Consider the following 23,043-nt stretch of genomic DNA (forward strand, 5'->3'; position numbering starts at 1 on the left):
CTGCGCGGCGTGCATTATGCCTTGATACGCAAAAGCCCCGCTCACTGGTATGAACGGGGCTTTGGGTTGCTGCGTTAGAAGTGAACGCTGGTGGTCAACAGTGCAGTCCGCCCGGCCGCCTGGTTGGCGAAGTGGGTGGAGAAGGCCTTGTCGTAGTACACCTCGTTCGTCAGGTTCTGCACGTTCAGCTGCAGGTCGACGTTCTTGGTCAGCTTGTAGGCCGCCATGGCGTCGTAGCGAACGTAGCTGTCGACCATGGTGGTGTTGGCTACGCTGCCGTACACGTCATCCACGTAGAACGCACCGCCACCGATGGTCAGCTTCGGCGTGATCGCGTAAGTGGTCCACAAGCTGGCGCTGTTGTTTGGCGTGTTCGGCAGTTGGTTGCCGTCGTTGGCCTTGCCCAGCGGGCCGCCGTCGATCTGGCGTGCCTGCATGTAGGTGTAGCCGGCGAACACCTGCCATTTATCGGTCAGCTTGCCGCTGGCAGACAGTTCAATACCTTGCACGCGGGTTTCACCGACGTTCTCGTAGGTGTTGGTGTTGACCTGTACCCGGGCGTTTTCCTTCTCGGTGCGGAACAGCGCCGCAGCCAGAGACAGGCGCTCGTCAAGCAGGTTCCACTTGGTGCCGATCTCGTAGTTGGTGGTTTCTTCCGGCTCCATATCGCTGGCCAGCAGATTCCCGTTGCGGTCAGGTGTGCCACCCAGCGGGTTGCCTTCGGTACCTTCGCCGAGCATGGCGCCTGGTGGCGTTGCGGAGGTGGCGTAGGACACGTAGATGCTGCCGTTTTCGGCCGGCTTCCACACCAGACCCAGTTGGCCGGTCACGAACTCGCTGACGTCGTTGCCTTTGGCAGTGGTGGTGCCAGCGGCGTTGTAGGTTTTGTAGTCGGTGTCGAAGTGGTCGTATCGCAGGCCCATGTTGACCAGCCACTCGGGGGTCAGCTCCAGGGTGTCGAATACATAGATCGCGCGGGTCTTGCTGTTGGTGGTGGTGCCAGCGTAGTTGCGCGAGATGGTGCCGTTCCACGGATCATCCGGGTTCGGGTTGCTCAGCGAGGTGCAGTTGTACCCGCTGGTGGAGCCGATCATGCCCGGGGTGCAGTTGGTATTGGCGCTGCCGCCTGGGACGGTGTCGGTGTCAACGGTGTAGCTGGAGCGCTCGCTTTCTTCACGGCTCAGCTCGATACCGGTGGAGAAGCTGTTTTTCAAACCACCGACGTAGAACTCGCCGAACAGGTCGGTCTGGTTGGTGGTGGTGGCGGTATTACCCACCCGGGTGTTGGCACGACGCCACACGCTGCCGTTGTTGACGTTGCCCTTGCTGTCGTCAGGCTGGGTCAGGATGTAGTCCTGCATGCTGTTGCCGTGACGCAGGGTGTTCTTGATGGTCAGCGCGTCGGTCAGGTCGTGCTCGATGGCGAAGGTGGCGATGTCCACGCGGGTCTTGCGGAAGTCGCGACCGGTCAGGCCGTAGAAGTTATCGCTGTCGCCGCCGTCATTCGGTTTGCTCGGGTGCGCCGAGGTGCGCCCGGCGCTGCCGTTGGTCGGGATGGTGTATGGGATGCCCGAATCCGGCAGATCGTCGCTTTCCAGGTGGTAGTAGTCAAGGTTGACGCGGGTTGGCGTGCCCAGGCCGAAGGCCAGCGACGGGGCGATACCCCAGCGGTCGTAGTTGACCTTGTCGCGGCCGGCGACGTTGCTTTCGTGGGTCATCAGGTTCAGGCGGCCGGCAACGGTATCGCTGAACTGGTAGTTGCCATCGAAGGTGTAGCGCTGGGTCTGGTCGCTGCCCCAAGTCCAGGCGCCGTCGAGCGAGTTGCCAAGGTGCGCGCGCTTGCTCACCAGGTTGATGGTGCCGCCGGCAGCGCCACGGCCACCGATGGCCGAGTTAGGGCCCTTGGCCACTTCCACCGACTCGATGGCGAAAATTTCGCGGGTTTGCGCGCCAGTGTCTCGCACGCCGTCCAGGTAGGTATCACCCTGGGCATCGAAGCCACGAATGAACGGGCGGTCGCCTTGCGGGTTGCCGCCTTCGCCAGCACCGAAGGTAATGCCCGGCACAGTGCGCAGTGCGTCCTGCAGGGTCAAGGCATTGGTGTCCTTGATCACTTGCTGCGGGATCACGGTAACCGAGCGCGGGGTGTCTAACAGCGGCGCGGTGTACTTCTGCGAGGAGGCCTGTTCAACCTTGTAATCGGTGCTGGCTTGTTCAGCCTTGCCATTGACGCTGGTGGCGTCGAGGGTGATAGCGCTGGTGGCGGCCGGGTCGGCGGCGTAGACCGACGTGGCGCTAAGGGCGACACCGATGGCAGACACGATCAGGCGTGGCGAACTCACAGCAGATGGTACGGACTGGCGCATTGCTAAGGACCTTCCCCAAGGTGTTGAGGCGGCGGATCTTAATGTAAGCAATTGTGACTCACAATTGAGAGTCGTTACCATTCGTGAAGAATTTACAATCTTTACAATTTGCCTTTACGGTTTCATCCAGCTGAAACGTCTTAAGCGGCGAATGGGGCTTGTGCAGCGCAAAAGGGAATCAATATCATTGGCGCCTTTACACTTCCTAACGGTGCTGCTGCCATGCTGCTTCACATCCCAGGCCTGTTCGACGCTGATGAGCTGGCCCGTATTCGCGAGGCGCTGGAGCAGGCCGACTGGGCTGATGGCAAGGCTACGGCTGGCTACCAGTCGGCCAAGGCCAAGCACAACCTGCAGTTGCCGGAAGGGCACCCGCTGGCCAAGGAGATTGGCAGCGCGCTGATCGACCGGCTGTGGAAAACCCCGCGCTTCATGTCGGCGGCCTTGCCACACAAGGTGTTCCCGCCGCTGATCAACTGCTACCGCGAAGGCGGCAACTTCGGTTTTCACATCGACAACGCCCTGCGCCAGCCCAAGGGCAGCCCGGAGCGGGTGCGTACCGACCTGTCTTCCACGCTGTTCCTCAGCGACCCGGACAGCTACGACGGTGGCGAGTTGGTGATTCAGGACACTTACGGCGTGCAGCAGGTCAAGTTGGCCGCCGGTGACCTGGTGCTGTACCCCGGCACCAGCCTGCACAAGGTAAACCCGGTAACCCGTGGCCAGCGTTACGCCGCATTTTTCTGGACCCAGAGCCTGGTGCGTGAGGACAGCCAGCGGACGCTGTTGTTCGAGATGGATAACGCTATCCAGCAATTGACTGCCGATGTGCCGGACCATCCGTCGCTGCTGCAACTGACCGGCACGTACCACAACCTGCTGCGCCGCTGGGCTGAGGTATGAGCCGTGTCCTACCAGTTGCGACGTGAGGAAGTGGTGGATGTGGCCGGTTTGCAGGCCATGCTGGAGGAAAGCCCCGGCAAGGCCGCTCAGGCGATTCTGGCGGCAGCGGGGCAGGGCGCGGTCGAGGCGCAGTTGCTGTTGGGGCAGATCCTGCTGGATGGCCGTGGAATCCAGCAGGATGCCACCGTGGCCCGGCGTTGGTTTGGCATCGCCGCACAGGGCGGCAGTGCCATGGCGCACAACATGCTCGGGCGTTGCCTGGAGCATGGTTGGGGCGGCGAGCCGAGCCTGACGCAGGCGGCCATCCACTATGCGCGCGCGGCTGATGCCGGTTTGGATTGGGGCCTTTACAATCTGGGCAACCTGCTGGCCACTGGTCGCGGGGTGCCGGCCAATCAGGCGCAGGCACTGATGTGCTACGAGAAGGCTGCGCAGATGGGGCATGCCAAGTCGATGAACCTGTACGGGCGTTACCTGGAGCAGGGCATTGCAACGGCGCCAAGCCCGGCGCGAGCGGTGCGCTGGTATCGGCGTTCGGCTGAGGCTGGGGATTTTCGAGGGATGTTCAGCCTGGCGCTGGTACTGGTAGAGCGCGGGCAGATGGCGGAGGCCGGGCAGTGGTTGGAGCGGGCGCGGGTTGAGGGGAACATGAATTTCCTGCGCGCTGCGTTGGTGACCTTGCAGGGCGCTGGGCCGGTGTTGATGGCCTTTGCGGGGCGGTATGCCGAGGAGATCGAACGGCGCGAAGACCGTTCCAATCCGACCGGTTGACGCGGTCAGGTGTAGGAGCGGCCTTGGGGGCACGCAAACAAAAACGGGGCCTTGCGGCCCCGTTCTGCATTACAGGTAGTAAGCCTTCAGCGGCGGGAAGCCGTTGAATTCCACCGCGCTGTAGCTGGTGGTGTAGGCGCCGGTCGACAGCCAGTACAGGCGGTCACCGATGGCCAGGTTCAGCGGCAGGCCGTACTTGTAGTTTTCGTACATGATGTCGGCGCTGTCGCAGGTCGGGCCGGCGATGACCACTTCTTCGGCTTCGCCTTTCTTCTCGGTCCAGATCGGGAACTTGATGGCTTCGTCCATGGTTTCGATCAGGCCGGAGAACTTGCCCACATCGGTGTAGATCCAGCGCTCGACTGCGGTACGCGACTTGCGCGCCACCAGCACCACTTCGCTGACCAGGATACCGGCGTTGGCAATCAGCGAACGGCCTGGCTCCAGGATGATTTCCGGCAGCTCGTCACCGAAGTCTTCCTTCAGGAAGCGGATGATTTCTTCAGCGTAGGTTTCCAGGCTGTTGGTACGGGTGATGTAGTTGGCCGGGAAGCCGCCACCCATGTTGATCAGCTTGAGCTCGATGCCATCTTCTTCCTTCAGGCGCTCGAAGATCACCTTGACCTTGGCAATGGCAGCATCCCACACGCTGATGTCGCGCTGCTGCGAGCCCACGTGGAAGGAGATGCCGTAAGGCACCAGGCCCAGGTCGCGGGCGAGGATCAGCAGGTCCATGGCCATGTCGGTCTGGCAGCCGAACTTGCGGGACAGCGGCCAGTCAGCCGTGGTCGAGCCTTCAGTCAGGATACGCACGTACACTTTCGAGCCCGGTGCGGCCTTGGCGATGTTGCGCAGGTCGGCTTCGGAGTCGGTGGCGTACAGGCGCACGCCCTTCTCGTAGAAGTAGCGGATGTCCTTGGACTTCTTGATGGTGTTGCCGTAGCTGATACGGTCGGCGCTGACGCCACGGCCCAGCACTTTGTCCAGCTCGTAGATCGAGGCGATGTCGAAGCTCGAACCTTTCTCTTTGAGCAGGTCGATGATTTCGACGGCCGGGTTGGCCTTGACCGCGTAGTACACCTTGGCGAATTCGAAACCGGCGCGCAGGTCGTCATAGGCCTGGCTGATCATCTGGGTATCGATGAGTACGAACGGGGTTTCCTGCTTGTCGGCGAACGCCTTCATTTTCTGGAAGGTGTCACGCGCGAAATAGTCTTCGACCTGGATCGACATGCTCAGGGACTCCATGGGCAAACTGAAAGAATAAGTGGCTGCAAACTGAACGTCCTCCGTATCCCCACTTTGGTTCGCCTACTCAGTACTTGAGCCGGATGGATCGTTTCCAGCATGGACGTTCGGCGCGCACTTTAGGGCGTGAAGAATGCAGAATCAACAGGTAATCCGGGCGTGATCGGCGTGGATCGACGACCAGCCATTTGAATAGACGACCCATGTGACCGGCTGATGTTCCCCACGATGTTTCAAGCGTAAAAAATTGTGGAATAGACCGCATTGGGGCCTTCGCCGGTAAACCCGCTCCTACAGGGTTTTCGCCATTCCTGTGGGAGCGGGTTTACCCGCGAAAGGGCCAGGGGTGTTCATATTTATGGCCACATTTTCCTGGTACCCACGTACAGGAAATGGCTGATAAATTTTTTGTTACCGACTGGCGGATTTGCTGGTTTTGATGAGAAACATTACTATTCGCACCCTTGTCTGCCTTCCTGATGACCCCCGACCGTGTCCGGACACAAAGGCTTCCTCGACCATTACCATGAGCTGATCGGCACCTGGACGCGCAAACTGCGCAGTCGTCAGCAGGCCGAGGACCTCACCCACGATGCCTTTGTCCGGGTACTGGAGAACCCGCGCGAACAGGTTGAGCAGCCGCGTGCCTACTTGCACCAGACCGCACGCAACATTGTCGTGGATGGCTTGCGCCGCGAAGACCGCCGCCAGGCCCTGGAACTGGAAGCTTTCGACGATGGCGGTAGCGGCAGTGGCGACCCGGAGGCCTACGTGCAAGCCCTGGAGCTGGCCGACAGCGTCGAGCGGGCACTGGCCGAGCTGCCGCTCAACTGCCGGCAGGTGTTCATCTGGCAGAAGCTCGAAGGCCTTACCCAAGCCGAAATCGCCGAGCGCATGGGGTTGAGCAAGAACATGGTCGAAAAGTATATGATCCGCACGCTCCGGCACTTGCGTGAACATGTGGATGTGTCGGCATGAAGCGTCAGGAGACCTTTTCGATGAAACAGCACGGTACCGATACCGTCCGCGAGCAGGCGGCCGCATGGTTCGCCCGCGAGCAGGATGCGCCTCGGGATGCCGGGCTGCAGAAACAGTTGCGTGCCTGGTTGGCGAGCGACGAGCGCCACCGGGAAGAGTACGAACACCTCAGTCGCGTTTGGCAGGCCGCCAGCTTCATTCCACGCCAGCGCCTTGAAGCGCTGTGCCAGCCGGAACCGGTGCAGCAGCTGCCTCGTCGGCGCTTTGTGCGTCAGGCCTTGGCCGCCAGTGTTGCGGTGTTGGCGTTGGGGCTGGGCTGGGCCGGCTGGCACTACCAGCAACTGAACCATCAGGACAGCCTGCAGACTGCCTTTAACGAGCGCCGCCAGGTTGAGTTGCCGGATGGCACGCACCTGGAACTTAATGGCAACACACAGGTGCAGGTCGATTTCAGCGCCGGACAGCGGCATATCCGCCTGAGCGCCGGGGAGGTGATGTTCAGCGTCGCCCACGACAGCGCCAGGCCGTTCGTGGTCGACACCGCCCAGGGCCGTGTGACGGTAACCGGTACCCGCTTTGACGTTCGCCTGGACCCGGCCAGCACGCGGGTAGCGGTGGAGCAGGGTTCGGTGCGTGTGCAGGGCAAGGGAGCGTCACTTGCGCAGCTTACGGCCGGGCAGGGTTCGCAAATAGACGCTCAAGGCGCGGTCACCGCACCTTACGCAGTCAATGCTGCCGCTGTGACCGCCTGGCGCCAGGGCAAGCTGGTGTTCGATAATGCGACCTTGGCCGAGGTAGTGGCTGAAGCCTCGCGCTACCGCAGCCAACCGTTGCGGGTTGCCCCGGGCAAAGTCGCCCAGATGCGCCTTTCCAGCACTTTCAGCACCGACGACACCGACGCGCTGCTGCGGGCCTTGCCGAGCATCCTGCCGGTGGCCATCAAGGCCCATGAAGACGGCTCCCGCGAAATAATTGCGAAATAGATTCAGGTTTTTTTCCACTCGTTCGTCTTCCTCGCCAGCTGCAACTGCCAAGCATTTCCATTTGCACGCAGTTGGCGTTTATTCCGCATTCAGGATGTTTCGACGACGTGAACAACAACAAACCTTTCCCACGTTTGCCCGCCCTGGCGCTGGCCCTGGCGGTCAGTGCCGTGGCCGTCAACAGCCAGGCTGCACAGGCCGGCAACACCATCCAGATCCAGGCCCAGCCGCTGGGATCGGCGCTGAGCCAGCTTGGCCAGCAGACCAACCTGCAACTGTTCTTCAGCCCCGAGTTGGTGGCTGGCAAGCAGGCCCCGGCGGTGTCTGGCAACCTGGCGCCGGTGCAAGCGCTGCAAGAGTTGCTGCAAGGTAGCGGGCTGACCTTCGAGGTGTCCCAGGACACCGTTGTGGTAAAGCCGCTGCCGACTACCCTTGACCTGGGCAGTGGCAGCCTGGAGCTGGCGCCCACCGACATCAAGGTAGTCGGTGACTGGCTGGGCGATGCGCAGCAGAGCGTGGTGCAGAACCACCCCGGCGCCCGCACCGTGGTGCGCCGCGAGGCGATGGTGGAAAAGGGCGCCATGAACGTTCGCGATGTGCTGCGTGGCATCCCGGGTGTGCAGGTGCAGGATTCCAACGGCACTGGCGGCAGCGATCTGTCGCTGAACGTGGGCGTGCGCGGCCTGACCTCGCGCCTGTCGCCGCGCTCCACCGTGTTGATCGACGGCATCCCGGCCGCGTTCGCGCCGTATGGCCAGCCTCAGCTGTCGATGGCGCCGATTTCCTCGGGCAACCTCGACAGCATCGACGTGGTACGTGGCGCAGGCTCGGTGCGTTATGGCCCGCAGAACGTGGGAGGGGTGATCAACTTCGTCACCCGGGCAATTCCGGAAAAGGCCTCGGCAGAGCTGTCCACCACCCTGGAAACCTCCCAGCACGGCGGCTGGAAGCACACCGAGTCGGCCTTCGTCGGCGGCACGGCAGACAACGGCATGGGGGTGGCACTGCTGTATACCGGCGTCAACGGCAACGGTTACCGTGAAAGCAACAACGGCAACGACATCGACGACGTTATCCTCAAGACCCACTGGGCGCCGACCGATGTCGACGAGTTCTGGCTCAACTTCCACTACTACGATGGCCGCGCCGACATGCCCGGTGGCCTGACCCAGGCCCAGTACGACAGCAACCCGTACCAGTCGCTGCGCGATTACGACTACTTCGCCGGTCGCCGCAAGGACGTGTCGTTCAAGTGGCAGCGCCAGCTTGACGATGCCACCCAGTTCGAAGTGCTGACCTACTACACCGACAGCTACCGCGGCAGCGCCATCGCCTCGCGTGACATGAAGACCCTGTCATCGTACCCGCGCAACTACCACACCTTCGCCATCGAGCCACGTGTGTCGCGGATCTTCTTCGCCGGCCCGACCACCCAGGAAGTCAGCGTCGGCTACCGCTACCTGAAAGAAGCCATGCGCGAGCAGTCGACCCGTCTGGCGCTGATCGACAATGTGCCGACCCAGACCCCGACTTCGGACGGCCACGTGTTCCAGGACCGCAGTGGCGGCACCGAGGCCAGCGCCTACTACATCGACGACAAGATCGATGTCGGCAACTGGACCATCACCCCAGGCATCCGCTTCGAGCACATCAACACCGACTGGCGCGACCGCCCGGTGCTGGGCGCCAACAACCGCCCGGTGGCCGAGAAGAAGCGCAGCATTACCAGCAACGAGCCGCTGCCAGCGTTGAGCGTGATGTACCACATCTCCGATGCCTGGAAGGTGTTCGCCAACTACGAGACCTCGTTCGGCAGCCTGCAGTACTTCCAGCTGGGCCAGGGCGGCACCGGCAACAGCACGGCCAATGGCCTGGAGCCGGAAAAGGCCAAGACCTACGAGATCGGTACGCGGTATGACAATGGTGGTTTCGCCGGTGAGCTGACGGCGTTCTACATCGACTTCGATGACGAGTTGCAGTACATCAGCAACGATGTGGGTTGGACCAACCTGGGCGCCACCAAGCACCAGGGTATCGAAGCGTCGGTTCGTTATGACCTGGCCGGGCTGGACCCGCGCTTCGAAGGCCTGTCGGTGAACGGCGGCTACACCTACACCCGCGCCACCTATGAAGGCGAGATTCCCGGCTTCAAGGGCCGTGACCTGCCGTTCTACTCACGCCAGGTGGCCACTGCCGGCGTGCGTTACGAGGTCAACCGCTGGACCTGGAACCTGGATGCCTACGCCCAATCCAAGCAGCGTGCGCCGGGCACCGGGATCAACGCCGACGGCAGCTTCAATGGTGACTACATCACCGAGCCGAGTGCCGATGGGCAGTATGGCGATATTCCGGGTTATGTGACCTGGCATGCCCGTGGCGGGTATGAGTTCGGGCCAGAGATGTCCAATCTGAAGTTGGCGGCGGGGGTGAAGAACCTGTTCGACAAGCAGTACTTCACCCGTTCCAGCGACAACAATGCCGGCATTTATGTGGGTGAGCCGCGCACCTTCTATGTGCAGGCCAGTGTAGGGTTCTGATCTGAAATTGCCGGGGCGCAACGCGCCCCCGGCGATTACGAAGCCACCGCCTCAGCCGGCGAAACGATACTGGTCTTCGCCCCCCGCGACCTACCCGAACTCAGATAAGCCGCAATCGACTCCTGCGTCACCTCGCCCAAGAACACCTGCTCGGCATCCAGCACCGGCAACCACGCCCTATTAAATTCGTACATCCGCGACAGCAGGATGCGCAAATGCTCATCATGCGAAGCCGTGGCATTGAACTGGCGCAGGAAGTCCCCGCACGTGCCTTGCTGGCGGTGCATGTCGCGTCGGCGCACATAACCCAGCGCCTTGTTCTGTGCATCGGTCACCACTACGTAGCGGCGGTCGTGCTCGTCCAGCAGCTCCAGCGCATCGCTCACCGGCGTCTCCGGGCTCACCGACGGCGCGTTGTCTGCGGCATCCTCGGCACGCACCAGCAGCAAGCGTTTCAGCGTGCTGTCCTGGCCTACGAAGTTGCTCACGAAGTCATCCACCGGATGCGCCAGCAGGGTGTCCGGGTGGTCCAGCTGCAGCAGCTTGCCGGCGCGGAAAATGGCGATCTTGTCGCCCAGCTTGATGGCTTCGTCGATGTCGTGGCTGACCATGATCACCGTCTTGTTCAGCGCCCGCTGCATCTCGAAGAACTCGTTCTGGATCATCTCGCGGTTGATCGGGTCGACCGCGCCGAAGGGTTCGTCCATAAGCAGCACCGGGGCCTCGGCTGCCAGCGCGCGGATCACGCCGATGCGCTGTTGCTGGCCACCGGACAGTTCACGCGGGTAGCGCTGCAGGTACTGCTTGGGCTCCAGCTTGATCATGTGCATCAGCTCGCGCGCACGCTCGTGGCATTTTTGCTTGTCCCAGCCGAGCAGGCGCGGGACCACGGTGATGTTCTCCTCGATGGTCATGTTGGGGAACAGGCCGATCTGCTGGATCACGTAGCCGATGCGGCGGCGCAGGGTCACTTCGTCCAGGCCGCTGGTGTCTTCGCCGTTGATGAACACCTGGCCGGAGGTGGGGGTGATCAGGCGGTTGATCATTTTCAGCGTGGTGCTTTTGCCGCAGCCCGAGGGGCCGAGGAACACGCAGATTTCCCCTTCGTTGACGGTGAGGTTTACCGCGTCGACGGCTTTCACGTCCTTGCCGTTGACGTTGAAGGTTTTGCTGAGGTTCTTCAGTTCGATCATGAGCGCAGTCCTTCTGGAGTCAGGGCACGTTGCAGGGTTTGCAGGAGCAGGTCGGCAATGATCGCCAGCAGGCTGACCAGCACGGCGCCGACCAGCAGCATCGACATGTCGCTGCGGCTGATGGAGGTGAGGATGAGCACACCCAGGCCGCCGGCGCCGATGGTGGCGGCGATGGTCATGACGCCGATGTTCATGACCACGGCGGTGCGCACACCGGCGAGGATCACCGGCACGGCGATGGGCAGCTCGACCATGCGCAGGCGCTGGCCGAAGGTCATGCCGATGCCGCGTGCGGCTTCACGGATGCCGGGCTCGACGTTGGTCAGGGCCAGGTAGGTGTTGCGCATGATTGGCAGCAGCGAATAGAGGAACACGGCAGTGATCGCCGGGAGTGGTCCAAGGCCTTGGCCAAATTTGGAGTAGAACGGCAGCAGAAGGCCGAACAGGGCAATGGAGGGGATGGTGAGCAGCACCGTGGCGCTGGCCTGCAATGGGCCAGCGAGGGCCGGGAAGCGCGTCATCAGAATGCCCAGCGGCACCCCGACGAGGATCGCCAGGCCTACTGCTATGCCCACCAGCATGATGTGCTGCCAGGTCAGTTGCAGCACCTGGGCCCAGTCCAGGTGGCTGAAGGTATCGATCAGGTTCATGGCTGGCCCTCGCTGTTCAGTGGGTGTTCACGCAGGAAGGCGGCGGCGACGGCGGTCGGGTTCTGGTGCTCGACGTCGACCTTGGCGTTGAGCTGGCGCATGGTTTCGTCATCCAGCTGCTCGGCCAGCGGCTTGAGCAGGCCGGCCAGTTGCGGGTTGGCGTCGAGCACCGCCTTGCGCACCACCGGGGCGGCGGTGTAGTCCGGGAAGTAGTGTTTGTCGTCTTTCAGCAGCTTGAGGTCGAAGGCGTTCAGGCGGCCATCGGTGGTATACACCAAGCCAGCGAACACCTGGTTGTTGCGCATGGCCGTGTAGACGAGGCCGCCGTCCATCTGGCGGATGTTGCGACGGTCCAGCGGCAGGCCGTACATCTCGCGCAGGCCGACCAGGCCGTCGGGGCGGTTGGCGAACTCGGTGTCCAGCGCCACCAGGTGGGTGCGCTGGCTTTCGTCATGCAGCACCTGGCTGAGGTCGCTGATGGTGTTCACCTGCGGGTAGGCTTCGGCCACTTGGCGGGGCAGGCCCAGTGCGTAGGTGTTGCTGAACTTCGACGGGGTCAGCCAGATCAGGTCCTTCTTGGCATCCAGTGCCTTTACCCTGGCGAAAGTGGCTTCGGCGTTGGGCATGCGCTCGTCGATGTGGTTATACGACACCAGCGACACGCCCGTGTATTCCCACATCAGGTCGAGCTGGCCGGTCTCCTGGGCCTGGCGTGCGATGTTGCTGCCAAGGCCGGTGGTGACACGCACGTCGAAGCCATTGGCACGCAGGTATTGCGCGGTGATTTCGGCGAGCACGGTCTGTTCGGTGAATACCCGCGCGCCGATGCGCACCAGCGGTTTTTCAGCTGCTTGGGCAAATCCTGCGAACAGCAGGGCCGCGCCCAGCAGCAAGGCGATTCTTTTCTTCATACGTTCCCTATCCTTATTGGGCCAGGCCACGTTCCAGCCAGCGCTTGCTGGAGAAACTCACCGCTGCGTCCAGCACCAGGGCCAGCAGCGCGGTGCACGCGGCGCCCAGCAGCAGCTGTGGCTGGTTGTTCAGGGCGATGCCGGGGAAGATCAGGCTGCCCAGGCTGTTGGCACCGATCAGGAAAGCCAGGGGCGCGGTGCCCACGTTCAACGCCAGGGCCACGCGAACACCGCCGACAATGATCGGCACGGCGTTGGGCAATTCCACCTGCCAGAGTTGCTGGCGCGGGGTCATGCCGATGCCGGTGGCGGCTTCCTTGAGCGAGGCGGGGACGTTTTTCAGGCCCTCGTAGGTGTTGCGCACGATGGGCAAGAGAGAGGCGAGGAACAGTGCGAAGATCGCAGGCCCGGCGCCGATGCCCAGAATACTCAGGGCGATGGCCAGAACGGCCAGGGGAGGGATGGTGTTGCCAACGTTGAAGAACTGCATGAAGCGCTCGGCTTTGTCGACCCGGTGCGGTCGACTGAGCGCAATGCCAGCGGGGATGCCCACGGCCAACGCCGCCGCCATCGAAGCCAGCACCAGTACCAGGTGCGCTTGCAGGTAGAACCCAAGATCGTCGCGATAACGCGTGATCGTGTCGATGCCGATCCAGTGGATCAGCAGGGCCAGGATGACGAGCACGATGGCGCATCCCAACAGCCCTTTTCCGTAGCGTTTTGCCACAGGCGGACTCCTTGTGTAGTCGGCGAGCACACTTCTTTTTTGCCGGCCAGGCCTGGCGGCGGATGGTGTGTTCGCGAGTAGCAGCTTGATACACGCCGAAGGCTGCGATCAGGCCATGAGCCGAACCCCGTCGGGCCCGAAAATGCTGATGAAACCGATCCCCAACCGAAGCGGGTTGCAGGGGAGTGGACGTCTCCGTGGGTGTAAAGGTTCCCATCTGAGGCGGCATTTGGCCAGCGTTAATCACTGGAGCAATAGAAAATTCACGCGAAAAATAAGCGCAATTCTTACATCAAGGCGTTGAATTACCTGCTATCAAGCCACTTGTCTCGCCAAGCAATATTCCCTTTGAAGTTTCTCGATAATTTCCTTGAGGGAATATTCTCTCGGAGGTATTTTTGTTGTGTGGTCTATAGGGATGTGCCCAGAATTCACAGTCGAGTTCGGGAGGTTGGCAATGGAGGTTCAGGATGAACTGTTGGCTCACCTCCACCTGCTTGCATGCCGCGGCCCGGCTTTAGGGCGACCTCGTGTGGATACCCTGAAGGGTTCAAGGCACGCGAACATGAAAGAGTTGCGGTTCAGCGTCGGCGATGGTGTGTGGCGCGTAGCGTTCGCTTTTGACCCATCTCGATGCGCGTTGCTGTTGGTCGCGGGAGACAAGGGCAGGCATCAACGAGCGTAGGTTTTACCGGAGCCTGATCGACCGTGCCGACGCACGTTTTGAGCGGCACCTGTCCAGAGGTTGAACGATGAAAACACTCGATGACGTCATGAACGAACTTTCACCTGAGCGCAGGGCGAGGGTGGAAGCACGCGGTCGGGAACTGATCCGTGAAGAAATGACCATGCAAGCATTGCGCAGGCAGTTGGATATCACGCAGGAAGAGTTGGCGGAGCGTCTCGATATTCGTCAGGGCAATGTTTCGAAAGTGGAGAAGAGGAGTGACATGTTGATATCCACCCTGCGCAGCTATGTGGAGGCCTTGGGTGGGACATTGGAACTCGTTGTACATATGCCCGGCCGGCCTCCTGTCACGCTTGACGGTTTTTGTGAGGATCAGGCAAAACGCGCGTGATTGACCAGCGGGCGGGGATCAGATTTTCGTCCCCGCCCAACTTCAGGTATGATATCGCCCCTTTTAAATCCCCCAGTCAGGCGATTTCCCATGACCAACCAGGCCGCCGAAGTCGCGAAGCGCCGCACTTTCGCAATCATTTCCCACCCCGACGCCGGTAAGACCACCATCACCGAGAAGCTGCTGCTGATGGGCAAGGCCATTGCCGTCGCCGGTACCGTGAAGTCGCGCAAGTCCGACCGCCACGCCACCTCCGACTGGATGGAAATGGAGAAGCAGCGCGGCATCTCCATCACCACCTCGGTGATGCAGTTCCCGTACCGCGAGCACATGATCAACCTGCTCGACACCCCCGGCCACGAAGACTTCTCGGAAGACACCTACCGCACCCTGACCGCAGTGGACTCGGCGCTGATGGTGCTCGACGGCGGTAAAGGGGTTGAGCCGCGTACCATCGCCCTGATGGACGTGTGCCGCCTGCGCGATACGCCGATCGTCAGCTTCATCAACAAACTCGACCGTGACATCCGCGACCCGATCGAACTGCTGGACGAGATCGAAGCCGTACTGAAGATCAAGGCCGCGCCGATCACCTGGCCGATTGGTTGCTACCGCGACTTCAAAGGCGTGTACCACCTCACCGGCGACTACATCGTGGTGTACACCCCTGGCCACGGCCATGAGCGCACCGAAGCCAAGATCATCCAGAAGCTGGACTCGGACGAAGCCCGCGCACACCTGGGTGACCAGTACGACTCGTTTGTCGAGCAGCTGGAGCTGGTGCAGGGCGCCTGCCATGAGTTCAACCAGGAAGAGTTCATCAACGGGCAGCTGACCCCGGTGTTCTTCGGTACGGCGCTGGGCAACTTCGGTGTGGATCACGTGCTCGACGCCGTGGTCGACTGGGCGCCGCGCCCGCTGGGCCGCGTTGCCCACGAGCGTACCGTCGAGCCTGTGGAAGAGAAGTTCACCGGCTTCGTGTTCAAGATCCAGGCGAACATGGACCCGAAACACCGCGACCGTATCGCCTTCATGCGCATCTGCTCGGGCAAGTACGAGAAGGGCATGAAGATGCGCCACGTGCGCCTGAACAAGGACCTGCGTATCGGCGATGCGCTGACCTTCTTCTCCTCCGAGCGTGAACAGCTGGAAGAGGCCTTTGCCGGTGACATCATTGGCCTGCACAACCATGGCACCATCCAGATCGGTGACACCTTCACCGAAGGCGAAGCGCTGGGCTTCACCGGTATCCCGCACTTCGCCCCGGAGCTGTTCCGTCGCGTGCGCCTCAAGGACCCGCTGAAGTCCAAGCAGCTGCGCCAGGGCTTGCAGCAGCTGGCTGAAGAAGGTGCTACCCAGGTGTTCTTCCCGGAGCGTAGCAACGACATCATCCTCGGTGCGGTCGGTGTGCTGCAGTTCGACGTGGTCGCCAGCCGCCTGAAGGAAGAGTACAAGGTCGAGTGCGCCTACGAGCCGATCACCGTGTGGTCGGCCCGCTGGATCAGCTGCGACGACAAGAAGAAGCTTGAGGAATTCCAGACCAAGGCCATGGAAAACCTGGCCATCGACGGTGGCGGTCACCTGACCTACCTGGCGCCTACCCGGGTCAACCTGTCGCTGATGGAAGAGCGCTGGCCGGACATCAAATTCCGCGCTACCCGCGAGCATCACTGATAATTGAGAATGGGGCCGCCAAGCGGCCCCTTTTCAATTCCCGGCTTTGATACTGGTCCAGATCCGCGTGCGAATGCGGTCGATCTTCGCCGGCATCGCCTCCAGCGCATACAGCTTGCCCATCACATCCTCGCTTGGGTAAATCATCGTATTACCCTTCATCGCGGGATCCACCAGCCCGTCCGCCTTCAGGTTGCCGTTGGCGTACTGCACATGGTTGCTGATGTTGGCCATCACGTCCGGCTGCAGCAGGTAGTTCATGTAGGCATACCCGGCTTTTTCATCCGGAGCATCCGCCGGCATGGCCACCATGTCGAACCACATGGGCGCGCCTTCCTTGGGGATCGAGTAGCCCACCTTCACCCCGTTCTTCGCCTCTTCGGCACGGTTCTTCGCCTGCAGCACATCCCCCGAGAAACCTACCACCACGCAAATGTCGCCGTTGGCCAGGTCGCCGGTGTACTTCGATGAGTGGAAGTAGCTGATGTACGGGCGTACCTGCATCAGCAGCGCCTTGGCCTTGTCGTAGTCTGCCGGGTTCTGGCTATGGTGTGGCAGGCCCAGGTAGTGCAAGGCAATTGGCAGCAGTTCAGGACCGTTGTCCAGCACGGCAACGCCACAGCTTTTCAGCTTGCTCATGTACTCGGGCTTGAAGATGAGGTCCCACGAATCAACCGGTGCATTGTCGCCGAGCACCGCCTTGACCTTGTCGATGTTGTAGCCGATGCCGGTACTGCCCCACAGGTAAGGGAAGCCGTACTGGTTGCCCGGATCGTTTACCTCCAGTGCCTTGAGCAGCACCGGGTTGAGGTTTTGCCAGTTGGGCAACTGCGACTTGTCCAGGCGCTTCAGGGCCTTGCCCTGGATTTGCCGGGCCATGAAATGGTTGGAGGGGAACACCACGTCGTAGCCGGAGTTGCCGGTCATCAGCTTGCTGTCGAGGGTTTCGTTGCTGTCGTACACGTCGTAGGTGGGCACGATGCCACTGGCCTGCTGGAAGTTTTTCAGCGTGTCGGGGGCGACGTAGCTGGACCAGTTGTAGATCTTTACCGTTTCGGCGGCGCCGGCCACGCTGGCGGCCAGCATCAGGGGAGCGAGAAGGAGCGTGCGCATGTCGGGGTTACCTTGCTTTGTCTGTTGTTATCGAAGGCAGGCGATCAGCGGATCAGAAGATAAGGACGTAGGTCTTGCGCACGGTATCCTGGATGTCCCAGGTGCCAGTGCTGTTGGCCGGTAGCATCAATGCGTCTCCGGCTTCTATGACCAGGGGCTCGCCACCGTCGGGGGTGAAGGTACAGCGGCCCTTGATGAAGTGGCAGAACTCCTGTTGCACGATCTGCCGGCGCCAGCGCCCGGGGGTGCATTCCCAGATGCCGGTTTCCACGCCGTCGCTGCGCTCCACGCAGGTGACCGACGTCACGGCTACGGGTTCGCCGAGCGGTACCGCGACCGGGTTGCTGCTGTCGAGCACGGCGCTGTCAGTGTTCTTGAACTGGGGGATGCTCATGACCGGTGGATCCTGTGTATGGGAAAGGGAAGTCAGTGCATGAAGCCTTCCATGAAGTCCGCAAGCGAGCTGGCCAGGCGCCGCCTCCAGGGCGCGCTGGCGGGGTTGGCGAGGGTCCGGTCCTCGTGGACGAAGCTTTGGATGATGGCGTTGTAGCCCAGCCAGCGGCAGGGTTCGGGTGGCCAGCTGGCCAGGCTGGAAACCGGGCGGTTGTCGAGCACCCAGGGCTGTGCGGTCAGTTCGTTGTGCTGGTTGAGGATCAGCGCTGCAAGTGTGCGCCCGCCCAGGTTGGTGGCGCCGACACCTTCGCCGCCGTAGCCGCCAGCCAGGGCGATGCCGCGCTGGCGGTCGCACAGCATGTGCGGGCGGAAGCGTCGGGCCATGCCCAGGTTGCCCCCCCAGGAGTGGGTGATGCGTACGTGTTTCAGTTGCGGGAAAAGCTCGCTGAACAGGTAACGACGCAGTTCGATTTCTTGCGCGTCGAGGTTGAAGTTTTCGCGCAGTCGGCCGCCGAAGCGATAGCCTCCGCGGGCACCGAATACCAGGCGGTTGTCGGCGGTGCGCTGGCCATAGGTGACCTGGCGGCTGCTTTCGCTGAAGGCCTGGCCTTGGCTCAGGCCGATCTGCTCCCAGGTCGAGTCCGGCAGTGGTTCGGTAGCGACCAGCAGGCTCTGTACGGGCAACTGATGTTTGCCCAGTGGCGGCAGGCTGGCAGCGTAACCTTCCACGGCGGGCACTACCCACTGGCAGCGAATCCGTGCCAGCGGCGTGCGCACCTCGCCGGGCTGCCAATCGATGGCCGGCGTGTTTTCATAGATCGGCACGCCCATCGCCTCCACTGTCCGAGCCAAGCCGCGCACGAGTCTGGCCGGCTGGATGGTCGCGGTGTGCGGGCTGTAGATGGCGCCAAAGGCATTGCTGACCCGCAGTTGGGCGTCCAGTTGCTCGGGGCGCAGCCAGCGGTAGTCGTCTTCGGTCATGCCTTGGCGATACAGATCGTCCAGGTAGGCGCGCAGGCTGCGTTCCTGCTCCGGGTAGCGTGCGGCGCAGTACAGCACGCCGCCTTTGCGGTAGTCGCAGTCGATGCCTTCGCGTTGCAGCACACGCTGTACTTCATCGGGAATGCCGTGCAGCAGGTCGATGCTGGCGCGGCGCTGTTGTGGCGACAGGGTGGCCAGCAGGCGGTCTTCGCCCAGCAGGTTGCCCATCAGCCAGCCGCCGTTGCGCCCGGAGGCGCCGAAACCGGCGATGTTGGCGTCGATCACCGCGACGTTCAGCTGCGGGGCCTGGCGCTTGAGGTAGTAGGCAGTCCACAGGCCGGTGTAGCCGGCACCGATGATGCACACGTCCGCAACCAGGTCTTCACGCAGGGCCGGGCGAGCGCACAGTGGCTCGTCGAGCTGGTCCATCCACAGGCTGAGCGTGCGCAGGGGTTGCATCGGGTTGGGCTCCACATCCGTCAAGGTTTGTGGGCGATCCTAGTGGGCTGTGCGGGCGGCTGTCTTACGTGCGTGCACGCAGGGAAATTTGCTTCAGGTACGCCTTGGGCGTGAGGCCGGTGTGTTCCCGGAAGCACTTGTAGAACGCTGACAGTGAGTTGAAGCCGGCGCTGAACGCCAACTCGTCAATCGTTGCCTCGACGCTGTCGTCGTCCAGGCTGGCCATCAGGTGTTGCAAGCGAGCCTGGTTGACGTAGCGGTAGAAGCTTTGCCCAAGCACCTGGTTGAGCAGGTAGGAAATCTGGTTGCGGCTGTAACCACTGGCGTCGGCGACCTGCTGCAGGTCCAGCTCCGGGTCCAGGTAGGGGCGCTGGCGCTGGAAGTAGTGTTCCAGGTCCTGGGCCATGGTCGACAGTTGCCGTGGTGACAACCCCAGGCGGCTGGTGGCAGGGCGCGGGCCGGTACTGGTGCGCCCGCTGCTGTTCTGGCGAACCAGCGTGGCGTATTCGTTGACCCGCCAGATCAGGCCGTCCTTGACGGTGATCGCCTCGCTGGACTGGAACGCCACCAGGCCATCGCCACCCTGGACCGTGACCTGGTACTGGATGAACGCGGTGCAGCCATCGACGCGGATGCGGTCACTGTGAACGATGTCTTCGCCGGCTTCATGGGGCAGGCAGGCGCGTACGTAGTCGCGCATCTCAACGTAGCCAAGCACCCGGTTCTGGAAAAAGTCGTGGTACTGGATGTCGGGGTGGTACAGCGCTATGACCCCGTCCAGGTCACGATGCTTCCAGCACAGGTGGTAGCGCAGCACGGTGTCAGCGGTGAGCGGGGTCTGGGCGGAGTCGTCAGGGAGCGTCATTGCCAGATCATGCCTCGCCGGCGTAAAGGCCACAATATTGCAGAACACCTGATGCCGGAGCGCCACTCGCGCTTTTTGCACGATTCTTAAATCGAAGAATTCACTAACTATCTGATTTTTATGTAAGTAATTTTTTGTAATGAATGGCACAGCCTCTGCAACGGTTACTGCGCGAATGGACTTCTCGCTAACAACATACATAGGCGCACATATCATGATCCCCTCTGCCGACTCCTCCGTTTTCGATACTCAAGGCCGCTCAGGTGTTTCCTGGGCGGCCATCTTCGCGGGTGCTGCTGCGGCGGCCGCTTTATCCTTGATATTGGTGGTGCTGGGTGCGGGCTTGGGCTTTGCCGCCACTTCACCTTGGGCCAACGAGGGCGCGAGCGCGGAAACGCTGGCGGTTTCCACCATCATCTGGCTGTTGCTGACGCAGATCATCGCTTCTGGCCTGGGCGGGTATATCGCCGGCAGGCTGCGTGTGAAGTGGGCCAACTTGCATGGCGATGAAGTGTACTTCCGCGACACCGCCCATGGGTTCCTGTCCTGGGCAGTCGCCACCTTGGTAGCTGCGATGCTGGTCCTGGGTACGGCGGGCAACCTGGTAGGTGCTGGAGCCAGCGCGGCGACGCAAGTGGTTGGCATGAGTGCTGCTGCCGGTGGCGCGGCGGCTGCCAATGCCGATAAGGATTCGATGGGGTATTACGTCGACAGCCTGTTCCGTGGTGACGGCCCTGCGCCGGTGAGCGAGGACGCTGCCAATGGGGTAGCGGCGCGCATTCTGGCCAAGGGCCTGGCAGGTGACGGTGCACTTGCGCCTGAAGACCGCGCTTACCTGGCGCAGTTGGTGGCGCAACGCACCCGCTTGACCCAACCCGAAGCAGAGGCCCGCGTCGACCAGGTGATGGCCCAGGTGCAACAGCTCAAGCTGCAGGCCAAGCAAGCGGCTGAGGCTGCCGCGAAGGCTGCTGCATGGACCGCGCTGTGGACCTTTGTAGCACTGCTGTGTGGCGCCTTCTTCGCCAGCCTTGCAGCGCTTTATGGTGGTCGCCGTCGTGACCAGGTGCAGTGGCTGGAAGGCGAATACGTCGCCCATCGCACCATTCAACGTTAAGCAAGGAGAACCGACATGCGCTCGATACTGCTCTGGATGCTTGGGGTACCGATTCCGGTCATCATCCTGATCGCCATTTTCATGCATTGACCGAAAGAGCCGCTTTGCGGCCCTCTCGCAGCATAAGGCTGCGAATGGGGCGCAAAGCGCCCCCGGTCATCTACAGAAACTGCTCCGCATAATGGCAAGCCACCTGCCGCGTACTCACCTGCCGCAACGCCGGCACCTCCTTGGCACAGCGCTCGGTCGCATACGGGCACCGCTTGTGAAACGCACACCCATCCGGCGGGTTGAGCGGGTTGGGCAATTCCCCGGCAATGCGGATCTTCGGCTTCAGCGGGTCCGGGTGAATAGTGGGAGTTGCCGACAGCAACGCCTGGGTATACGGGTGCAACGGCCTCTCGTAGATATCCTCTTTCGGCCCCATTTCCGCCGGTCGCCCGAGGTACATCACCAGCACCTGATCGGCCACATGTCGCACCACCGCCAGGTTGTGCGAGATGAACACGTAGGCGGTGTTGAATTCCTTCTGCAAGTCCATGAACAGGTTCAGTACCTGCGCCTGGATCGACACGTCCAGCGCCGAGGTCGGCTCGTCCGCTACCAGCACCTTCGGTTGCAGCATCATCGCTCGGGCCAAGGCGATACGTTGGCGCTGGCCCCCGGAGAACATGTGTGGGTAACGCTGATAGTGCTCGGGGCGCAGGCCGACCTGTTCCATCATCTTCTGCACTTTTTCACGCCGCTCGGCCTTGCTCAGCGAGGTGTTTATCAGCAGTGGCTCGGCCAATTGGTCACCAATCTTCTGTCGGGGATTGAGCGAGGCGTAGGGGCTCTGGAACACCATCTGCACGTCGCGGCGCAGTTGCTTGCGCTCAGCCTTGCTGGCGCCTTTCACCTCGGTGCCGGCGATTTGCAGCGAGCCGGAGGACGGCTCTTCGATCAGGGTCAGTGCGCGGGCCAGGGTCGATTTGCCACAGCCGGACTCGCCAACCACGGCCAGGGTCTTGCCGGCTTCCAGTTCGAACGACACACCATTCAGCGCACGGACCAACGCATGGCCTTTGAACAGCCCGCGGGAGACTTCGTAATGCCGGGTCAGCTCCCGGGCGGATAGAACGACGGTCATTACGCCACCTCCTGGTTCAGCGGGTAGAAGCAGCGCACCAGGCTGTACGCCTGGGGATCAAGGGGCGGCCGTTGGTGGCGGCAGTTGTCCTGCACATAGGGGCAGCGCGGCGACAACAGGCAGCCGACAGGGCGGTCGTAACGGCCGGGGACGATGCCGGGCAGGGTGGCCAGGCGTTCGGCGCCGATGCTGTGCTCGGGGATCGCTGCCAGCAAGGCTTCGCTGTAGGGGTGGGCAGGCACGTCGAACAACTCAGGCACCTGGCCTACTTCCACCGCCTGGCCGGCGTACATCACGCACACGCGCCTGGCGGTTTCGGCGACCACGGCGAGGTCGTGTGTGATCAGAATGAGCGCCATGTTGCGCTCCTTCTGCAGGTTGACCAGCAGCTCCATGATCTGCGCCTGGATGGTCACGTCCAGTGCGGTGGTCGGTTCGTCGGCGATCAGCAGCTTGGGCTCGCCGGCAATGGCCATGGCAATCGCCACACGCTGGCTCATGCCGCCGGACAGCTGGTGCGGGTAGGCATCCAGGCGGCTTTCCGCTGCCGGGATCTCGACTTTTTTCAGCAGCTCCAGGGCACGCTGGCGCGCGGCCTTGCCCTTCAGGCCCAGGTGCTGGCGCAGCACTTCCTCGATCTGGTAACCCACGGTGTAGCTGGGGTTGAGCGCGGTCATCGGGTCCTGGAAGACCATGGCGATGTCCTTGCCCACCACCTTGCGCCGTTGGCGGCCGCTGAGCTTGAGCATGTCGGTGCCATCGAAGGTGAGGGCGTCGGCGGTGATGCGCCCGGGGGCGTCGATCAGGCCCATCAAGGCCATCATGGTGACCGATTTGCCCGAGCCGGATTCGCCGACGATGGCCAGGATTTCGCCCGCTTCTACCGTCAGGTCCAGGCCGTCGACCACCGGTACCGCCGTGGCGTCGCCGAAGCGCACGTTCAGGTTGTTGATCTGCAACAGTGACATG

At 62.2% G+C, this 23,043-nt stretch carries 21 protein-coding genes; 9 read left to right on the forward strand and 12 right to left on the reverse strand.

The features are described from left to right. Positions 1 to 74 precede the first annotated feature (74 nt). On the reverse strand, positions 75 to 2,366 hold the full coding sequence (locus D906_RS17960) for a TonB-dependent siderophore receptor (RefSeq protein WP_027615475.1): 2,292 nt from the start codon (positions 2,364 to 2,366) through the stop codon (positions 75 to 77). A gap of 222 nt (positions 2,367 to 2,588) precedes the next feature. Between D906_RS17960 and D906_RS17965 the strand changes: the two genes are divergently transcribed. Both D906_RS17965 and D906_RS17970 read left to right on the forward strand, forming a co-directional pair. Beyond that, positions 2,589 to 3,269, forward strand: coding sequence for a Fe2+-dependent dioxygenase (locus D906_RS17965; protein ID WP_025753806.1), 681 nt, complete (start codon positions 2,589 to 2,591; stop codon positions 3,267 to 3,269). A gap of 3 nt (positions 3,270 to 3,272) precedes the next feature. Further along, positions 3,273 to 4,040, forward strand: coding sequence for a tetratricopeptide repeat protein (locus tag D906_RS17970; RefSeq protein ID WP_019098672.1), 768 nt, complete (start codon positions 3,273 to 3,275; stop codon positions 4,038 to 4,040). Between the two features lie 69 nt (positions 4,041 to 4,109). On the opposite strand, the gene D906_RS17975 is transcribed toward D906_RS17970, so the two are convergent. Next, entirely contained in the window at positions 4,110 to 5,273 is a 1,164-nt protein-coding gene (locus D906_RS17975) for a type III PLP-dependent enzyme (RefSeq protein ID WP_016713187.1), read from the reverse strand. Positions 5,274 to 5,780: 507 nt separating this feature from the next. Here D906_RS17975 and D906_RS17980 point away from each other — a divergent pair. The 3 genes from D906_RS17980 (at position 5,781) to D906_RS17990 (ending at position 9,786) form a co-directional block, all read left to right on the forward strand. Next, entirely contained in the window at positions 5,781 to 6,266 is a 486-nt protein-coding gene (locus D906_RS17980; RefSeq protein WP_019098673.1) for a sigma-70 family RNA polymerase sigma factor, read from the forward strand. A 20-nt stretch (positions 6,267 to 6,286) separates the two neighbouring features. Next, positions 6,287 to 7,249: a FecR family protein gene (locus tag D906_RS17985; RefSeq protein ID WP_016713185.1), complete on the forward strand. Its 963-nt coding sequence runs from the start codon at positions 6,287 to 6,289 to the stop codon at positions 7,247 to 7,249. A gap of 107 nt (positions 7,250 to 7,356) precedes the next feature. Further along, positions 7,357 to 9,786, forward strand: a complete 2,430-nt coding sequence (locus D906_RS17990) for a TonB-dependent receptor (protein WP_019098674.1) — start codon at positions 7,357 to 7,359, stop codon at positions 9,784 to 9,786. A gap of 35 nt (positions 9,787 to 9,821) precedes the next feature. Here D906_RS17990 and D906_RS17995 read toward each other — a convergent pair whose 3' ends face one another. Genes D906_RS17995 through D906_RS18010 form a run of 4 tightly spaced genes read right to left on the reverse strand, consistent with a single transcriptional unit; the run spans position 9,822 to position 13,267 of the window. Continuing rightward, on the reverse strand, positions 9,822 to 10,979 hold the full coding sequence (locus D906_RS17995; protein ID WP_019098675.1) for a betaine/proline/choline family ABC transporter ATP-binding protein: 1,158 nt from the start codon (positions 10,977 to 10,979) through the stop codon (positions 9,822 to 9,824). Next, the gene (locus tag D906_RS18000) at positions 10,976 to 11,629 is read right to left on the reverse strand and encodes an ABC transporter permease (RefSeq protein WP_016713182.1); all 654 of its coding nucleotides are present in this window, start codon (positions 11,627 to 11,629) and stop codon (positions 10,976 to 10,978) included. Before D906_RS18000 ends, D906_RS17995 begins: the two co-directional genes overlap by 4 nt. Continuing rightward, on the reverse strand, positions 11,626 to 12,540 hold the full coding sequence (locus D906_RS18005) for a glycine betaine ABC transporter substrate-binding protein (protein WP_016713181.1): 915 nt from the start codon (positions 12,538 to 12,540) through the stop codon (positions 11,626 to 11,628). Before D906_RS18005 ends, D906_RS18000 begins: the two co-directional genes overlap by 4 nt. A gap of 13 nt (positions 12,541 to 12,553) precedes the next feature. Beyond that, complete coding sequence (locus D906_RS18010) at positions 12,554 to 13,267, reverse strand: ABC transporter permease (protein ID WP_016713180.1); 714 nt, start codon at positions 13,265 to 13,267, stop codon at positions 12,554 to 12,556. A 457-nt stretch (positions 13,268 to 13,724) separates the two neighbouring features. Here D906_RS18010 and D906_RS18015 point away from each other — a divergent pair, with 457 nt between their 5' ends. From D906_RS18015 to D906_RS18025, 3 genes are all read left to right on the forward strand, one after another. Next, complete coding sequence (locus D906_RS18015; protein WP_232062845.1) at positions 13,725 to 13,952, forward strand: type II toxin-antitoxin system RelE/ParE family toxin; 228 nt, start codon at positions 13,725 to 13,727, stop codon at positions 13,950 to 13,952. 67 nt (positions 13,953 to 14,019) lie between these two features. Then, positions 14,020 to 14,346, forward strand: coding sequence for an XRE family transcriptional regulator (locus D906_RS18020; RefSeq protein ID WP_019098676.1), 327 nt, complete (start codon positions 14,020 to 14,022; stop codon positions 14,344 to 14,346). Positions 14,347 to 14,436: 90 nt separating this feature from the next. After that, positions 14,437 to 16,020 (forward strand): peptide chain release factor 3, encoded by a 1,584-nt coding sequence (locus D906_RS18025; protein WP_016713179.1) that lies wholly within the window; start codon positions 14,437 to 14,439, stop codon positions 16,018 to 16,020. A 33-nt stretch (positions 16,021 to 16,053) separates the two neighbouring features. On the opposite strand, the gene D906_RS18030 is transcribed toward D906_RS18025, so the two are convergent. The 4 genes from D906_RS18030 to D906_RS18045 form a co-directional block, all read right to left on the reverse strand. Next, entirely contained in the window at positions 16,054 to 17,133 is a 1,080-nt protein-coding gene (locus D906_RS18030; protein WP_027615476.1) for a polyamine ABC transporter substrate-binding protein, read from the reverse strand. A gap of 52 nt (positions 17,134 to 17,185) precedes the next feature. After that, the gene (locus D906_RS18035; RefSeq protein ID WP_027615477.1) at positions 17,186 to 17,527 is read right to left on the reverse strand and encodes a cupin domain-containing protein; all 342 of its coding nucleotides are present in this window, start codon (positions 17,525 to 17,527) and stop codon (positions 17,186 to 17,188) included. A 32-nt stretch (positions 17,528 to 17,559) separates the two neighbouring features. Then, a complete protein-coding gene (locus D906_RS18040) occupies positions 17,560 to 18,966 on the reverse strand; it encodes an FAD-binding oxidoreductase (RefSeq protein ID WP_026020442.1) in 1,407 nt (468 codons plus the stop codon). 64 nt (positions 18,967 to 19,030) lie between these two features. Next, positions 19,031 to 19,831 (reverse strand): nuclear transport factor 2 family protein, encoded by an 801-nt coding sequence (locus tag D906_RS18045; protein ID WP_019098678.1) that lies wholly within the window; start codon positions 19,829 to 19,831, stop codon positions 19,031 to 19,033. A gap of 214 nt (positions 19,832 to 20,045) precedes the next feature. Here D906_RS18045 and D906_RS18050 point away from each other — a divergent pair, with 214 nt between their 5' ends. After that, the gene (locus D906_RS18050; protein ID WP_026020443.1) at positions 20,046 to 20,945 is read left to right on the forward strand and encodes a hypothetical protein; all 900 of its coding nucleotides are present in this window, start codon (positions 20,046 to 20,048) and stop codon (positions 20,943 to 20,945) included. A 160-nt stretch (positions 20,946 to 21,105) separates the two neighbouring features. Here the strand turns inward: D906_RS18050 and D906_RS18055 are convergent, their stop codons facing one another. Both D906_RS18055 and D906_RS18060 read right to left on the reverse strand, forming a co-directional pair. Then, on the reverse strand, positions 21,106 to 22,074 hold the full coding sequence (locus D906_RS18055) for a peptide ABC transporter ATP-binding protein (protein WP_019098680.1): 969 nt from the start codon (positions 22,072 to 22,074) through the stop codon (positions 21,106 to 21,108). Further along, on the reverse strand, positions 22,074 to 23,042 hold the full coding sequence (locus tag D906_RS18060) for an ABC transporter ATP-binding protein (RefSeq protein ID WP_016713171.1): 969 nt from the start codon (positions 23,040 to 23,042) through the stop codon (positions 22,074 to 22,076). Before D906_RS18060 ends, D906_RS18055 begins: the two co-directional genes overlap by 1 nt. Position 23,043 lies beyond the last annotated feature (1 nt).

The organism is Pseudomonas sp. LAIL14HWK12:I1 (assembly GCF_003202095.1).
Classification (GTDB): domain Bacteria; phylum Pseudomonadota; class Gammaproteobacteria; order Pseudomonadales; family Pseudomonadaceae; genus Aquipseudomonas; species Aquipseudomonas monteilii.

Excerpts from the sequence above, each read along its gene's own strand:
- D906_RS18045 (WP_019098678.1), bottom strand. The coding sequence starts at position 19,831 with ATGACGCTCCCTGACGACTCCGCCCAGACCCCGCTCACCGCTGACACC.
- D906_RS18035 (WP_027615477.1), bottom strand. The coding sequence starts at position 17,527 with ATGAGCATCCCCCAGTTCAAGAACACTGACAGCGCCGTGCTCGACAGC.
- D906_RS17960 (WP_027615475.1), bottom strand. The coding sequence starts at position 2,366 with ATGCGCCAGTCCGTACCATCTGCTGTGAGTTCGCCACGCCTGATCGTG.
- D906_RS17965 (WP_025753806.1), top strand. The coding sequence starts at position 2,589 with ATGCTGCTTCACATCCCAGGCCTGTTCGACGCTGATGAGCTGGCCCGT.
- D906_RS18060 (WP_016713171.1), bottom strand. The coding sequence starts at position 23,042 with ATGTCACTGTTGCAGATCAACAACCTGAACGTGCGCTTCGGCGACGCC.
- D906_RS17995 (WP_019098675.1), bottom strand. The coding sequence starts at position 10,979 with ATGATCGAACTGAAGAACCTCAGCAAAACCTTCAACGTCAACGGCAAG.
- D906_RS18055 (WP_019098680.1), bottom strand. The coding sequence starts at position 22,074 with ATGACCGTCGTTCTATCCGCCCGGGAGCTGACCCGGCATTACGAAGTC.
- D906_RS18000 (WP_016713182.1), bottom strand. The coding sequence starts at position 11,629 with ATGAACCTGATCGATACCTTCAGCCACCTGGACTGGGCCCAGGTGCTG.
- D906_RS18005 (WP_016713181.1), bottom strand. The coding sequence starts at position 12,540 with ATGAAGAAAAGAATCGCCTTGCTGCTGGGCGCGGCCCTGCTGTTCGCA.
- D906_RS18040 (WP_026020442.1), bottom strand. The coding sequence starts at position 18,966 with ATGCAACCCCTGCGCACGCTCAGCCTGTGGATGGACCAGCTCGACGAG.
- D906_RS17975 (WP_016713187.1), bottom strand. The coding sequence starts at position 5,273 with ATGTCGATCCAGGTCGAAGACTATTTCGCGCGTGACACCTTCCAGAAA.
- D906_RS17985 (WP_016713185.1), top strand. The coding sequence starts at position 6,287 with ATGAAACAGCACGGTACCGATACCGTCCGCGAGCAGGCGGCCGCATGG.
- D906_RS18015 (WP_232062845.1), top strand. The coding sequence starts at position 13,725 with ATGGAGGTTCAGGATGAACTGTTGGCTCACCTCCACCTGCTTGCATGC.
- D906_RS18050 (WP_026020443.1), top strand. The coding sequence starts at position 20,046 with ATGATCCCCTCTGCCGACTCCTCCGTTTTCGATACTCAAGGCCGCTCA.
- D906_RS18030 (WP_027615476.1), bottom strand. The coding sequence starts at position 17,133 with ATGCGCACGCTCCTTCTCGCTCCCCTGATGCTGGCCGCCAGCGTGGCC.
- D906_RS18020 (WP_019098676.1), top strand. The coding sequence starts at position 14,020 with ATGAAAACACTCGATGACGTCATGAACGAACTTTCACCTGAGCGCAGG.
- D906_RS18025 (WP_016713179.1), top strand. The coding sequence starts at position 14,437 with ATGACCAACCAGGCCGCCGAAGTCGCGAAGCGCCGCACTTTCGCAATC.